15 protein-coding genes are annotated in these 14919 nt (G+C 41.6%); 11 read left to right on the top strand and 4 right to left on the bottom strand.

The window, feature by feature from the left end; genetic code table 11:
- Window positions 1-28: 28 nt before the first annotated feature.
- From LV83_RS00415 to LV83_RS00435, 5 genes are all read left to right on the top strand, one after another.
- Complete coding sequence (locus tag LV83_RS00415; RefSeq protein ID WP_111609550.1) at window positions 29-2140, top strand: peptidylprolyl isomerase; 2112 nt, start codon at window positions 29-31, stop codon at window positions 2138-2140.
- A 90-nt stretch (window positions 2141-2230) separates the two neighbouring features.
- Window positions 2231-2500 carry a DUF493 family protein gene (locus LV83_RS00420; protein WP_111609551.1) on the top strand — a complete coding sequence of 90 codons (270 nt, stop codon included), beginning with the start codon at window positions 2231-2233 and terminating at the stop codon, window positions 2498-2500.
- A 12-nt stretch (window positions 2501-2512) separates the two neighbouring features.
- Window positions 2513-2743, top strand: a complete 231-nt coding sequence (locus LV83_RS00425; RefSeq protein ID WP_111609552.1) for a 4a-hydroxytetrahydrobiopterin dehydratase — start codon at window positions 2513-2515, stop codon at window positions 2741-2743.
- On the top strand, window positions 2743-3435 hold the full coding sequence (gene rsmI / locus LV83_RS00430) for a 16S rRNA (cytidine(1402)-2'-O)-methyltransferase (protein ID WP_111609553.1): 693 nt from the start codon (window positions 2743-2745) through the stop codon (window positions 3433-3435). Before LV83_RS00425 ends, rsmI begins: the two co-directional genes overlap by 1 nt.
- Before the next feature lie 18 nt (window positions 3436-3453).
- The gene (locus tag LV83_RS00435; RefSeq protein ID WP_111609554.1) at window positions 3454-4257 is read left to right on the top strand and encodes an inositol monophosphatase family protein; all 804 of its coding nucleotides are present in this window, start codon (window positions 3454-3456) and stop codon (window positions 4255-4257) included.
- Here LV83_RS00435 and LV83_RS00440 read toward each other — a convergent pair whose 3' ends face one another.
- Window positions 4258-5166, bottom strand: a complete 909-nt coding sequence (locus LV83_RS00440) for an AEC family transporter (RefSeq protein WP_111609555.1) — start codon at window positions 5164-5166, stop codon at window positions 4258-4260.
- Window positions 5167-5270: 104 nt separating this feature from the next.
- Between LV83_RS00440 and LV83_RS00445 the strand changes: the two genes are divergently transcribed.
- Window positions 5271-5498: a hypothetical protein gene (locus LV83_RS00445; RefSeq protein ID WP_111609556.1), complete on the top strand. Its 228-nt coding sequence runs from the start codon at window positions 5271-5273 to the stop codon at window positions 5496-5498.
- On the opposite strand, the gene LV83_RS00450 is transcribed toward LV83_RS00445, so the two are convergent.
- Window positions 5495-5869, bottom strand: a complete 375-nt coding sequence (locus LV83_RS00450; protein WP_111609557.1) for a UDP-glucuronosyltransferase — start codon at window positions 5867-5869, stop codon at window positions 5495-5497. The two genes, LV83_RS00445 and LV83_RS00450, sit on opposite strands and share 4 nt — an antisense overlap.
- 147 nt (window positions 5870-6016) lie before the next feature.
- On the opposite strand from LV83_RS00450, the gene LV83_RS00455 reads away from it, so the two are divergent.
- The 3 genes from LV83_RS00455 to rpiB all read left to right on the top strand — a co-directional run bounded on the left by LV83_RS00455 (window position 6017) and on the right by rpiB (window position 8737).
- Window positions 6017-7285, top strand: a complete 1269-nt coding sequence (locus LV83_RS00455) for a serine hydroxymethyltransferase (RefSeq protein WP_111610082.1) — start codon at window positions 6017-6019, stop codon at window positions 7283-7285.
- Between the two features lie 15 nt (window positions 7286-7300).
- Window positions 7301-8155 (top strand): twin-arginine translocase subunit TatC, encoded by an 855-nt coding sequence (gene tatC, locus LV83_RS00460; protein WP_111609558.1) that lies wholly within the window; start codon window positions 7301-7303, stop codon window positions 8153-8155.
- Between the two features lie 144 nt (window positions 8156-8299).
- Window positions 8300-8737 (top strand): ribose 5-phosphate isomerase B, encoded by a 438-nt coding sequence (gene rpiB, locus LV83_RS00465; protein WP_111609559.1) that lies wholly within the window; start codon window positions 8300-8302, stop codon window positions 8735-8737.
- Between the two features lie 107 nt (window positions 8738-8844).
- Here rpiB and LV83_RS00470 read toward each other — a convergent pair whose 3' ends face one another.
- On the bottom strand, window positions 8845-9588 hold the full coding sequence (locus tag LV83_RS00470; protein WP_111609560.1) for a hypothetical protein: 744 nt from the start codon (window positions 9586-9588) through the stop codon (window positions 8845-8847).
- A gap of 3 nt (window positions 9589-9591) precedes the next feature.
- The gene (locus tag LV83_RS00475; RefSeq protein ID WP_111609561.1) at window positions 9592-12849 is read right to left on the bottom strand and encodes a S41 family peptidase; all 3258 of its coding nucleotides are present in this window, start codon (window positions 12847-12849) and stop codon (window positions 9592-9594) included.
- Window positions 12850-13077: 228 nt separating this feature from the next.
- Here LV83_RS00475 and LV83_RS00480 point away from each other — a divergent pair, with 228 nt between their 5' ends.
- Both LV83_RS00480 and LV83_RS00485 read left to right on the top strand, forming a co-directional pair.
- Window positions 13078-14124, top strand: coding sequence for a DUF6090 family protein (locus LV83_RS00480; protein ID WP_146613668.1), 1047 nt, complete (start codon window positions 13078-13080; stop codon window positions 14122-14124).
- Window positions 14121-14894, top strand: coding sequence for a DUF6090 family protein (locus LV83_RS00485; protein WP_111609563.1), 774 nt, complete (start codon window positions 14121-14123; stop codon window positions 14892-14894). The genes LV83_RS00480 and LV83_RS00485 overlap by 4 nt, the downstream gene beginning before the upstream one ends.
- Window positions 14895-14919: the final 25 nt, after the last annotated feature.

Consider the following 14919-nt stretch of genomic DNA (forward strand, 5'->3'; position numbering starts at 1 on the left):
GACTCTCTAAAAAAGCGTAGTAATAATAATGGCGTTAATTAAACAAATTAGACAACGGACTGGTCTGATGATCGGCGTAATTGCCGGCGGATTGATTTTATTCCTCCTAGGAGGAGATTTATTAAGCCCAAATTCCTCCCTTCTAGGCTCAAGTCAGAACATAGTGGGTGAGATTGCTGGTGAAGATATCACTTACGAAGAGTATATCGCCCGCGTGGAAGAATTCAAAATTGCCAATCAGCAGCGTACTGGAAGAGTTCCTTCCGAAGTAGAATTGTATTCTATCAGAGAGCAAGCTTGGCAGTCAATGATTGTGGAGCGCGTGTTCAAAGAAGAATATGAGAAATTAGGCTTGACTATTTCTGATGCTGAATTAGTTGACATGGTTCAGGGCAAAAACATCGTTCCGGAATTGCGTCAGCAATTGGTAAATCCACAGACAGGTCAGTTTGACAAAAGTCAGTTGGTAGCTTTCCTACAATCTTTGGAAACTGCAGATCCAGCGCAGCAGGCATATTGGAATCAACAAGAGCAGCTTTTTGCTGACTCAAGATTAAGAATCAAATATGACAACATGCTCGCTACTTCTGAGTTTGCGACTCAAGCTGAAGCAAAAATAGAATACAAAGCAGCGAACACCATCGCAGATGCTTCTATTCTTTTCGTTCCTTTCTATGCTGTACCTGATGCAGATGTGACAGTTTCTGAAAGTGAAATGCAAGCCTATTTGACTAAGAACAAAAGTAAATTCAAATCTGGTAATTCTGCTAGCCTTGAGTACGTAACGTTTAGCATTCAGCCAAGTGGAGCAGATTCAGCAGAAGTTATTTCTCAGATTCAAGAATTGACTGAAGAGTTGAAAACTACTGAGAACGATTCGCTTTTTGCATTGAGAAACTCTGAGGGTCAAGTGCCATTTTTGACAGTAAGACCAGGTGACGAGCTTCCAATCAATTTGACGAATAACGTTACTGATATTCAAGCAGGTGAGACTTATGGCCCATTTATCACTGCTAACTCAACTTATGTTTCTTATAAGATCTCTGATCAGTACGAAGGAACTCCAAGATTGAGAGCTTCTCATATTCTATTCAGTACAGAAGGAATGGATGATGCTGGAAAAGCAGCTGTAGAGGCGCAAGCTGAAACAGTTCTTGCACAGGTGAAAGCTGACGGCAACTTCGAAGTAGCTGCTAGACAATACGGACAAGACGGTACTGCTCAGACAGGTGGAGATTTAGGCTGGTTTGCAAAAGCTGATTTCGTTACAGAATTCGCTGACGCTGCATATGCTGCTAAAGCTCCAGGTATCTTAGATAATCTGGTAGAGACAGAATATGGCTACCACATCATCAAGGTGACTGAAATGCCTAAAACTACTTATACCAAAGTAGCCACTGTAGAATTGGAATTGGTAGCTAGTGATGCCACTAGAAACGAAGCTTTCAGAAATGCAGATTCCTTCGCAGCGAATGCTGGAAACAGAAATGAGTTTACTGAAAATGCTACTACTGATAATTACAGAATTCTACAGGCAAATAATGTAGACGCTAGTGCTAGAAATATTAACAACCTTCAAAACGCTAGAGAAGTAATTCGTTGGGCATTTGCTGATGGGACTTCTACAGGTGAGGTTTCTGACGTATTTGAGCTTGACAATTCTTACATCGTTGCTACTCTAGTAAGTAAGAGAGACGAAGGCGACTTGGAGCTAGCAGATGTGAAAGAACAAGTAGAAGCTCAGGTTAGAAATGAGAAAAAAGCTGAAGTAATCAAAGAAAAGCTTGCTGGTAAAACCTCTTTGGAAGATATGAAAGCTGTATTCCCTGAGGCTGCTTCTCTAAACGAGATCCCTGATTTGAAACTAAGCGCCAATGTGATTCCAGGAGTAGGTTTTGCTCCACGTGCGATCGGTGCAATCTTCGGAATTGAGCAAGGTCAAATGACCCAGCCAATTCGTGAGGATGTGGGCGTGATCGTAGGTAAACTGAATGCATTGACTCCAGCGGCTGAGATAGGCGACTATTCTGCGTACCAGGGTCAATTGACACAGAATGCCTCCCAGCGTACGACATACTCTGTAATGATGGCTCTGCAAGATTTGGCAGGCGTCAAGGACTATAGATATAAATTCTTTTAATAAAGAAAGAAACTAGAATCGGAACCCATGCCCCACAGCATGGGTTCTTTGTTTATATTCGAAACGTAATTTGACAATCGCTCCCTATCTATGGACAAAAAGGAATTCGATAAAGAAAACTTTAAGGAAAAATTAGTAGCCAGTGGTGAATTCCCACAGCTTTATATGTTTAAATTTATAGTTCCTAATGGAAAAGAAAACGAGGTAGTAGCCTTATTTCCAAAACATGAAGTGACAACTAAGGAAAGTTCTGGAGGTAAGTACGTGAGCGCCACTATTCAGGCAATGATGAAAGACCCCGATCAGATAATAAAGATCTACGAGGAAGCAGCCGAAATAGAAGGATTAATATCACTTTAAACTCAATGATTTATGTGGAAAGAAGAAGATAACAAACTTAAAAAAACATTCAAGTTCAAGGATTTTCAAGAGGCTTTTGGCTTCATGACCCGAGTGGCATTTCTGGCCGAGGGCATGCAGCATCATCCAAACTGGAGTAATGTTTACAATACAGTAGAAATCGAGCTGACTACACACGACTCAGGAAATACCGTGACAAAAAAAGATCGTGAATTAGCGAAAGCCATTGATGAGATCAATTAATGAGTGAAACTTCCCCAAACCTATTTTTGGTACCTACCCCAATTGGTAACCTGAAAGATATCACGCTCAGGGCAATTGAAGTACTGAAAACGGCTGATGTGATTCTAGCAGAGGATACACGCACGAGTGGCCAATTGCTGAAACATCTAGAAATTTCCAGACCGCTGCAGAGCTACCATATTTTCAACGAACATAAGACCGTCGAGAAGCTAGTCGAGCGGATGAATAGAGGTGAAGTATTCGCTTTAATCAGCGATGCTGGTACGCCTGCTATTTCGGATCCTGGATTTCTCTTAGTCAGAGAAGTTCTTGCCGCTGGTTTGGATGTGCAGTGCCTTCCTGGAGCTACAGCATTTGTACCTGCTTTGGTCAATAGTGGCTTGCCAAATGACCGTTTTGTATTCGAAGGGTTTTTGCCTCACAAAAAAGGTAGAAAGACCAGAATTGATGGATTGATCGAAGAAGTGAGAACCATCATTTTTTATGAATCACCACATCGACTCCTTAAAACGCTGGGGCAGCTAGCTGAAGCTTTTGGAGCAGAAAGGCAAGCCTGCGTATCCCGCGAACTTACTAAGCTCCACGAGGAGAACGTGAGAGGCACCTTAGCCGAGTTAATTGAATATTACGAAACAAACACCCTAAAAGGCGAAATCGTCCTTACCGTGGCAGGTAAGAATCCCAAATCCTGATTTAGAAAATCAACTTTTATGATCTCAACAGAAAAACTTACGCTACTTCTTGAGAAAACTCAGGAAATAGCCAAAGAAGCCGGCGCTTTTATCCGCAGGGAAAGGCGTCACTTCAACCCAGAACGAGTAGAGCACAAAGGCGTCAATGACCTTGTTTCCTATGTGGACAAGGAAGCAGAAAAGATCATTGTGAATAAGCTTTCTCAAATCTTTCCTGAGGCCGGTTTTATTACCGAAGAGGGTACTAATACTACACTGGCGGAAGAGTTCAACTGGGTGATAGATCCGCTGGACGGCACCACTAATTTTATTCACGGCGTACCGATTTATTCTGTAAGTATTGCTTTGATGGAGCGTGACGAGGTGATTTTAGGAGTAGTCTATGAAGTGAATCTCCACGAGTGCTTCTATGCTATGAAGGGTGGAGGAGCATTCTGTAACGATACCCGGATCAGAGTAAGTGTCGCAAAAACGCTTTCTGAATCGCTGATAGCGACGGGATTCCCATACAATAATTTCGATTTGATTGATAAATACCTAGCCGCTTTGAAATCAATCATGAAATCTTCCCATGGTGCCCGTAGATTTGGTAGTGCAGCGGTAGATCTTTGTTATGTCGCTGCTGGTCGCGTCGAAGGGTTTTTTGAGTATAACCTGAATTCCTATGATGTAGCTGCGGGAACTTTGATCGTGGAAGAGGCGGGAGGAAAAGTGACTGACTTCTCCGGAGGAAGAGATTTTGTATTCGGCAGAGAGATTTTGTCTACGAATGAAAAAATCCACGAGGAGATTTTAGCCAACTTGAAAACTGCTTGGGCCTAGTCAGCTAAGGAAATAATACCAAACCATAAGTGTCACCAGCGAGATTGGTATTCCCAATCCTGCTAAAAGTGTGGCTAATTTTGGTTTGAGATCGTATTGGATGGCGACAATAGAGCCTGTAATCATTGGAGCCATACCACTTTCCAGAACTGTGACTTTCAGTTCAAGGCTGTTTTCAGGGAGAATATTTTGGTAAATAAGCCAAACGATCAAAGGAGCCAGCAAAAGCCTGTAGCCCATTCCGTACCAATAATATTTGGAACTCAGGGAGTCAAAATCCAAAGAGAACTTGAGGCCGATTGCGAAAATCGCCACTGGAGCCATTGTTTTGCCTATGAGCGAAACGATGGGAATAAGAAACTCCGGAGTCTTCCAGCCTAGTATGCTCATCGCTATAGTGAGCAGAAGAAAACCGAATGGCGGGAATTTTATGATTTTCAGCGGGATTTCGCTCAGATTACCTTCTTTGTGGGAATAGATCGAGCCGACCAAAATCGATAGAGAAGAAACTAAAAGAAAGGATCCGCCTTGGTCAATTAGTAGTGCTATTGGTAAGCCTTCTTTGCCATAAAGCCCTTCAATGACGGGAAAACCCAAGAATGAAGTATTTGCCAGACCAGCTACTATCACCAGACAACCTGTTAATTGATTATCCCATTTTAAGACTTTGCCCAACATTCCAAAAATCAGCCAAGAAAGTAAGAAGGTAAACCATGCCGAGGAGACGGGAATAAGTAAATCCCAGCCGGGGTTTATTTGAGGAATATATAACAATGCAAGAGCAGGGAGAACAATATTGAGAAGATAGGCATTGACCCATTTCGTGATTTTTTCTTGCGGAAGATTTGGTTGTTTCTGAAGAAAAAGCCCCAGCAGAAGACATAAAAATGCAATGATGGCTCCTGTCATGCTAATTTTGGGTAGCGGGTATTTTTTGTTAACATAAAATTAATCTGGCAAAATTGTACTTCGCTCATTATCAGTATACTTTTGGTCTAAATAACCCAGAATCTATGACTAAACTTATACCCATTTTTATCAATGGAGGAAAATGGATTCAGCTTTCACAGCTCTCAAAGGAGCAATCATTGAAGCTGAAAACATGGCTCCCAGTTAGCTGCTTGAAGAAAATCATGTTTCAAGGAAGTGAATTTAGTGACTGCCTCGATTTCGAAACCTACGAATATTGGTTTCGCACACATCAAGTTTCAGAGCAAAAGCAAGCCTTGTTGGATTTTTAATCCAATCCATAATTTTTCCTCTTTTCCTCAAAATATCTACTCAACTCAGGGTAGAATTCACTTTCGACTTCAGGAATTCCGTCTAAGATCAATTCCATATTTCCTTCCATCTGATCCGTATTCACCTGCATTCCTTCGACTAGATAGACCATGTCTTCCATAGACAAAGGCTCAAAACTAGATGATGGATATAGCATGTAGTCATTTCCATAGAAATCAACCGCCTCAAACTGGATCTTTAGCTCCAGAAAATGTGCATAAATGCTAATTTGCTCTCCCCATTGGCTCTCAGGGTAGTTCAATTTAACCAACAAAACAGAAGTAGTTTCTTCAGTAAAGTAGCTTTCAGGCTGGAATTTGAAATCAATCATCCGCCAAAAATAACAATTCCTTAGAATTGGAAATCCCAATACCATTTTTGGATTGGATAATCGGGACTTTCGGACTATTTTTGGGCACATTTGCAGGTAGGCCATCTGGCTACCTTTCCATTAAAATTTGCTTTCAAACCCCTGATTATGAAAAGAGATTCGCTTGTTTTCGACCTAATCAACGAAGAAGAAGACAGACAAAAGAGAGGCATCGAACTGATTGCTTCCGAAAACTTCACCAGCAAACAAGTGATGGAAGCTGCGGGAAGTGTGCTGACAAACAAATACGCTGAAGGTCTTCCGGGCAAGCGCTACTATGGCGGTTGCGAAGTTGTGGATAAAATCGAGCAATTGGCTATAGACCGTGCAAAGGAGCTTTTCGGAGCCACTTGGGTCAATGTTCAGCCTCACTCAGGTGCTCAGGCTAATGCTGCTGTTTTATTGGCATGTTTGAAAGCTGGTGATCCGATTTTAGGCTTTGACCTATCGCACGGCGGTCACCTGACTCATGGTTCTCCAGTTAACTTTTCAGGGAAATTATATGATCCACACTTCTACGGAGTGGAGGAAGCAACTGGAAGAATAGACTACGACAAGCTTCATGAGAAAGCATTGGAAGTTTCTCCAAAAGTGATTATTTGTGGTGCTTCAGCTTATTCTAGAGATTGGGATTATGCTCGATTGAGAGAAACGGCTGACGAAGTTGGCGCTATTCTTTTGGCAGATATCTCCCATCCATCTGGATTGATTGCAAAAGGACTTTTGAATGATCCGTTGGATCATTGTCATATCGTGACTACCACTACTCATAAGACTCTGAGAGGTCCAAGAGGTGGAATGATTATGATGCGTGAGGATTTTGACAATCCTTGGGGATTGACTACTCCAAAAGGAGAAATCAAAAAGATGTCTTCTTTGCTGGATATGGGCGTGTTCCCAGGAACTCAAGGTGGACCGTTGGAGCATATCATCGCAGCAAAAGCAATTGCTTTCGAAGAATGCCTTTCCGACGAATACATGCATTATGTACTTCAGGTGAAAAAGAACGCATCCGTAATGGCTGATCAGTTCGTAAGTCTTGGATATCAAATTATCTCTGGCGGAACAGACAATCACATGATGCTTATCGACCTTAGAAATAAAGACCTTACTGGCAAAATCGCCGAGCAGACGCTTGGCAAAGTGGATATCACCATCAATAAAAACATGGTTCCATTTGATACCAAATCTCCGTTTGTTACCTCAGGAATGAGAATAGGAACGGCAGCGATCACCACCAGAGGCTTGAAAGAGGACGATATGGTGAAAATTGTGAACCTGATCGACAGAGCTTTGGTAAATCATGAGAATGAAGCCGAATTGGCAAACATCCGTAGCGAGGTAAATGCTTGGATGAATCAGTTTCCATTATACTAGAATTATAGACCACCCGTGGCGTTAGATCAATATCAAGAAGAGGAAGAAGAAGGAGGAATGTCCTTTTTGGACCATTTAGAAGCTTTGCGTTGGCATTTGCTTCGATCAGTAGCTGCTATCCTAATTTTATCTGTTGCGGCCTTTTTGGCCAAAAGCTTCGTTTTCGGAGTAGTAATCCTAGGCCCCTCCAAAGTTGACTTTGTCACTTACAGATGGCTATGTGAACTCAGTGATTACGTAGGATTGCCTGCGCTCTGTATAGACGAACTTCCATTTACGATCCAAAGTAGGCAGATGACAGGTCAGTTTACCATGCACATGACGTCAAGTTTTGTGGTGGGATTCATCGCTTCATTTCCATTTGTTTTCTGGGAGGTTTGGAGATTTATCAGTCCGGGATTGTACGATCAGGAGAAGAACGCCGCAAGAGGAGCAGTCTTCTTTGTGAGTTTACTATTCTTCATGGGAGCTGGGTTCGGATACTTTATCCTTTCTCCGCTTTCGATCAATTTCCTTTCCAACTACCAGTTGGATCCATCGATTCTGAATGAATTTGATATCACTTCCTATATCTCTACCTTGACGATGTTGGTTCTGGCTTCGGCGATTATGTTCCAACTCCCAGTGGTGGTCTATTTCTTGGCGATGTCAGGTTTGGTGACTTCTGGAATGCTAAAAGCATACAGAAGACATGCGATCGTGGTGATCTTAGTATTGTCAGCTATCATCACACCTCCAGATGTGATTAGCCAGATTCTGATTGCGATGCCGATTCTGGTGCTTTATGAAGCTGGGATTCAGATTGCGAAAAGACTGGAAAGAAAAAGAGCTGCAAAAAAAGCGAAGGAAGATATTGACGATGCACTTTAAGGTTAGACAATAGTAGTAAGTATCAAGTAGCAAGATTTTAGAATCAAGAGATAAGAACCAAGAATCAAGATATCCTTCGCCTTCGCTCAGGATGACTATTGTGTCAGGCTGAGCGGAGTCGAAGCCTTTTTAAATTTACGAGTTATGGCAAAGAAAATAGCAATAGGAGGAGATCACGCAGGAGTAGAGTACAAAGCCAAAATGGTCGCGAAACTCGAAGCACTAGGATATGAGGTGAAGGATTTTGGTCCCTTCACCGATGCATCTGTGGATTATCCAGATTATGTACATCCCTTGAGCTCAGCTATCGAAGCCGGTGAATATGAGCTAGGCATTGTGATCTGTGGATCTGGAAATGGTGTAGCAATCACAGCCAATAAACATCAAGGAATCCGAGCAGCACTTTGCTGGAACGAGGATTTGGCTGCTTTGTCCAGACAGCATAACAATGCAAATGTATTGGCTCTTCCGGCTCGATTTATATCCTATGAATTGGCGGAAAAGCTTGCTGAGATATTCTTGACTACCGACTTCGAAGGTGGCAGACATCAGAATCGTGTGAGTAAGATTGCGTGTAGCTAAAAAGCTGGCAGATCGACGACCGATGAAGCTTTGTATCTCCCTGAATAGCGATAACTACTTATACTGTTGTTTTTATCCTTTTACTGGCATAAAAGGGCATTTACATTTCAGGTTAGGCTAAGTCCATAAAACCAGGCAGAGAACGCTTTCCAAAACTCCAATTTATAGAAGGTGAACAAGGAAATATGGTAACAAAGCAAGAGTACTAAGACGATCAGGAAAACACCCTTTCTCTTGTGGACTCTCCAGTCCCAAATCGCCAGTGCTATCACTAGCACATCTGCCATAGCATAGCCATAAAAAGGAACAACGGGCATTCCTTCCATGGTAGGAGCATACTCGATAAGGCTTGGAATGTACTTGTATATTATCCGGTCGGTAATCGGAGTGAACAAAGGAAAAATAGTACAGACCATATACCTGGCATGCGTCAACCTATCCTTTCTGTAGATAATCCCCAAACTATAAATGATTACCAAAACGATAGTACCATTGATCATCAGCGCAGTAGAAAAGTAGGTGCCCAGATCAACTACATCACTTTTTCTGATTGTAGCGTGGATTAAAAGGAATGTGGACAAAATCAGTATCGGGAAAGTCACATATGAAACCTTCCCTAGTAACCTGTGGATTACATACTTTTTTATCCTAATCAATAAGGCCTGCACAATCAAAAGCAATACCCATAAGGTCATGAATATCCCATGGAAATGCATGTAAAAGGACATTTCCCTACCCAAAACAGAAAAGTAGCTACTCCAAAAAGCTAATAGAGCAAACGCAAAGAAGGCAATCAAATAGATTGCACTTCTCTGATATAAAAACTCATTTAATTTGAGGGTCTTTCCCACACGCTATAAATTATTTCCATTTTTAAAACTCTTGTCAGGATAAGCAGGAGCCTGTGGTACAGGTCTTGGATCAGCCTTGATCAAAGCCTTCAGGTGCTCGATTGCAGCTTCCAATTGAGCATCTTTTCCTTCGAAAGTCTCTTTAGGTAAATTGATCACTTCAATATCCGGGATAAAGCCTACTCCTTCGATAAGCCATTCGCCCTCTTCGCCATAAACCCCATTCATAGGAGCTCGTGCAATTCCATTATCAGTCAAAGTATTTGAGCCGGAAAGCCAAACTTCTCCTCCCCAAGTCCTAGCCCCTATCGCTTTACCCATACCCAGTCTTCGGAAGCCTTCTGCAAAAGCTTCACCATCTGAAGCAGTAAACTCATCCACCAACAAGACTAAATGACCACGGAAAGCATAAGGCATATTCCAATAGGGCTCTCCATTTCTGCTTTTCCAGTAGAAGAAAACCTCCCGCATCAATTTCTCCAAAATAAAGGAATCAATGTTACCTCCACGATTGTGACGCATATCGATGACCAAGCCATCTTTTTTGAACTGAGGGTAAAAATCCCTGTACCACTGCCCAATATCTCCAGACGTCATGGCACGAAGGTGCACATAGCCCAATGCTCCATCCGACTTGGCCTCTGTCTCTAATCTTCTGGTATATTCCCATTCGTTGTATCGAAGATTAGATTCTGCCTGTGAAGACATAGGCTTCAGGATCTGATCCGGTTTGGCTTTGCCATCTGCAGAAATCAAGGAAACACGAACCTGCTTGCCAGCCTTGTCCCTTAATAAATAATAGATATCTGGCACTTCCATCACTCCTACTCCATCAATAGTTGTGATGATGTCTCCTTCAGCTATCATCAGATCAGGATGAGAAAGTGGCGACATCTCATCAGGATAATCAGGGTCTGACAAATAGATATGATCAATAGAATACCCCTTCAACTTATCGTTTCGACTAAGTTTTGCACCAAGCATCCCAAAACCGATATTGTCCTCCCCATCTCGAAGATCTCCACCTCTTACAGATGTGTGAAGTACAGAAAGTTCGCCCACCATTTCCCCGATCACATCAGAAAGCTCGGCACGAGTGGTAACCCGATCTACCAAAGGCAGGTATTTCTCATGCATCGCATCCCAATCGACACCATGCATGCCTGCATCATAAAAATAGTCCCGTTCCATTCTCCATGCATCGGTAAAAATTTGCTTCCAATCTTCTTTTGGATCAATCGAATATTTTACTCCGCTGATATCCACTTTGGTTTTGGATAGGTCAGAAACTGGAGAAGTACTCACCTCAACAACCGAAAACATGCTTCCATTCTGAACTAGAATGTATTTCCTATTGAGAGAAACCGTATAGTTTCTGACATTATCGATAAAGGTTTTTGGCTCTGGCTTATTGGAAATTGGTACCATCATCAATGGTGCTTTCTCATTACTACCTCCGCCTCCACCATAAAACACTCCCATTCCAGGGCCTATTTCATGGAAATATAGTGCTTTGTCAGTCACAATTAGATTGGTATAATTCCCTGCAGGAACTGGCACTTCACGAAGCCTGGTTTGAATTCCATTTTCTTCGATAGTTACGGTCACCTTTTCGGCTGCTTTTTCTGCCTCTTTTTGCAATTCATTGTTGAAAAAGAATGGTGAAACAAGACCATCCTTTAAACCGATTTGATAGATTTTCATCTGCTTTTCCCAGAATGGTTCCGGCTGACGCGTTCCCCATGGGCTTCCTATTGCAGATTGGAAATTACGATCTGAGAGAAAATATAACCAATTGCCATCTGTGCTCCACTGTGGGCTAAGGCTATTTGCCCGGTCAGAGGTCATAGCGATTCGCTTCTTGCTATCTATATTGAATGCATGGATTTGGGAAAAAGTATTGCTTGCTGCCTGAGCATAAGCGAGCCATTTGCCATCAGGAGACCAAGACATACTCGAAGTAATATCTTCATCCGAATCTGTCACTTTTGTTTGAGCTCCAGTGGCTCTATCCATTATCCAGATCGTATTATTCAGATCCCGGAAGGCAATCATTGATCCGTCTGGCGAAGGAAGCATATCAAATTTCAGGGTAGTTCCATTCTTGGAAACTTGCTTTCCCTGATCCATTCCCATGCTATTGTATTCGTGAATTTCAAATTCTGAAGTTTCGTCTGAAAAGCTTAAAATCGATTTTCCGTCAGGGGAGAAAATAGCATCCCGGTAGCGCACCCCTTCTTTTCGACTGAGTCGAACAGTTCTGCCATCTTTCACAGGAATAGAGAATACCCGTCCACGAGTCGTCATTACTACTCGTTCGCCATCATTGGACACAGCCATGTTACTGAGATAGGACATGGGATTATCTACCCATTTTTCACGAAGCTGATCGAAATCTGAGATAAGCTGAATGGCTAGGGTTTTTGCTGTTCCTGCACTCAAATCCATCAATTTCAAATCTGCTCCAACTCGATAAACTAATTGATTCCCAGAAATCGAAAACTCCCGTACATCGAAGGTAGGTTCTTTGGTGAGTTGGGTAAGTGAACCCCCGTTCTCATCCATGCTCCACACATTCACTATTCCATCTCGGGAGGAGAGAAAATATACTTTTCCTTGATGCGGCAATGGATGATGATCCTCGCCATTGTAATCTTTGGTCAATTTTACTGCTTCGGCAGCTCCTTCAGTGTACTTCCAAAGCTGTCGGGCAGTGCCCCCTTCGTACCGCTTTGTGACGTTATTGTGGAATGTCGGTCGTACAAAAAAGTAAGTCGAGCCATCCGCGGAAAAGCTTCCTTCTGCTGCCATTTCCAGCGGGAGAAGTTGCTTTGCACCGTTGGAAACATCGACCGTTACCGTGTTGAGTTTTGGTAAGGTTGAATATTGATTGGTGACGTAAGCAATTTCAGTCGCAGATTTCCAAGCCGTAGGAACTGAAGAAGATGGTTCATAAGTCAATCGCTTAGGGAGTCCACCGCCAATCGGCATGACATAGACTTCAGTTGGTCCTTCATAACTGGCAGCATAAGCCACCCATTTCCCATCTGGGGAAATCTTAGGGTCAGACTCATCTCCTTGATGTGAGGTCAATCGGACGGCATCTCCTCCTGCTACAGGCACTCTCCAGATATCACCTTCAGCGACGAATACGAGTTGATCGCCTTTAAGATCTGGATGCATAAAATAGCCTCGAGCTGTTTGAGCGAAGGAAAAGTTGCAGATAATTAGGAGGAAAAGCGAAAGAAAGAATTTTGACATAGCTTCTAGATTTAGGGGAAAGAACTCAATCTAATTCATCTAAAAGAAATCTCAATGCCTTTGGTATAATATTCAACTTCAACTCAATACTAACTATCAAGGAGTGATGCTTGAAATAAAAGAAATATAAAAAATCTGAGGGAGATATACTTTATCTAAGTTCATTCCAGTATTTTGACAATACCAAACATGATTATTCAAGATTATAGCAAATTTCAATTTTTTGAAATGATCTCTTTGTTCCGAAAAATCCGTCAAAAACTCCTCACCGAAAATCGAGTCACTCGGTATTTAGTCTATGCCGTGGGGGAAATCTTTTTAGTGGTTATTGGGATTTTAATAGCCCTGCAAGTCAATAATTGGAACGAGGAAAGAAAAAGAAACTCCAATTTTTTAGCAACAATAGAACAGATTTACAATGGCTTGGAATTGGAATCACAAGAACTTGATTATGTCATTCAAAACCTGACTCAACAACAGGACCTTGCCGCCATTCTTTTCAATAATCCTGATTCGATTTCGATGGAAGAAGTATTAGGGACTCTTTTCTATTTGGAGACAGACCCAAAAGATTTTCATTCCTCGATAGGTTTCCATTTTCAACGATTAATAGTTAATCCAGAGGACAATAATGAAAACTTGTTAGCTAGAAAATTAACAAATTATTTAGGTCGATCTGACTTAGTATTCCGAAAAAGCGAAAAACCTATCTCCGCAATTTTGACTAAAGAAGGTTTTGCTTCTATATCGCCCAGTTTTGGTTATTCTCTTTTTATGGGTCTATTCAATCTAACAGGAAATTTTCAACCGGAAGAGTTCCTGAAAGCCAAAGACTTAGTTTCTACTCAAGAAATGCGGACTGCCCTTGTACAAATAGCTCAAGCAAAAGAATTCCAAAAAACTGAAATGTCCCAACTTTTAGACTTGGGAAAAAACGGAATGAAACAAATAAAAGAAAGCTATCCTGACATCCGGCTTTTATATGAAAACATTGGAATCATTGGTGAAGGAACCAGCTTTGGCGATTGGTCCAATGATACACCTTTGAAACTTGTTGATAGAGATAAATCCATCTGGGAAGGAGTTGTAACCTTAAAAGGCGGACCGCTGAAAATCAGGGAAAATGAAAGTTGGATAGTTAATTGGGGAGGAAGCTCTTTTCCAAAAGGTAATTTGGAATGGTTCGGACAAGATATACAAAGTGTAGCCGGGGAATACCGATTGGTGATAGATATGACTTTGAAAACCTATGAATTTTTCCCTATTTCAAAATGATCTCATTATTCCGTAAAATCCGCCAAAAACTGCTTCAGCAAAATCAAGTCACTCGCTACCTAATTTATGCTTTAGGAGAAATTATCTTAGTTGTGATAGGAATTCTGATTGCTCTTCAGGTAAATAATTGGAATGAGAATCGTAAAAACCAGAATACCGAACAGGTCTTATTGAAGGCGCTTTTACAGGAGTTTGAGTCGAATCTGGAAATTCTCGATCAGGCTATTACATTAAATGATTCCAATATCGCTAGAGGCCTGAAATTAGGCGAATTAACAGGTCCATCTCTACCAGATGGAATTGGTGAGAAAGATCTCTCGGAACTGATGGTGGGCGTGTTTAAAAGTGAACCGCGATTTTTCCCTAACCAGGGAACTATTGAAGAAATCATCAACACTGGAAGACTCACCATATTTTCTGACCTAGCGCTTCGCAAAGCCATTTCGGCATGGAAAGCAGATTTAGATTTGGTGAAAAATCAGGAAGAATATGTTGTGAAAAGAAGAGATTTAGCGCACGAATTCTTTCTAAAAAATGGAAATTTCAGAAGGCATTTAGATTTGATAGAGGAAGGTTTAATCAAAGTGCCACCCAGTAGATTCCCTGATAATGACTTCAAATTTCTGGAAAATCAAGAATTTGAAAGTCAGCTTTTCCTTTTTTTAACAGCCTCAGAAAATCTAAACCAAAACTATTATTTTCCATTAAGAGACAAGATCCAATCTCTAATCCAGCAAGTAAAGGATGAGTTAAACTCCAATCCTGATTAACCTTGGATAAAAAATAGCATCTAAT

Source organism: Algoriphagus yeomjeoni (assembly GCF_003259505.1).
Lineage (GTDB): Bacteria > Bacteroidota > Bacteroidia > Cytophagales > Cyclobacteriaceae > Algoriphagus > Algoriphagus yeomjeoni.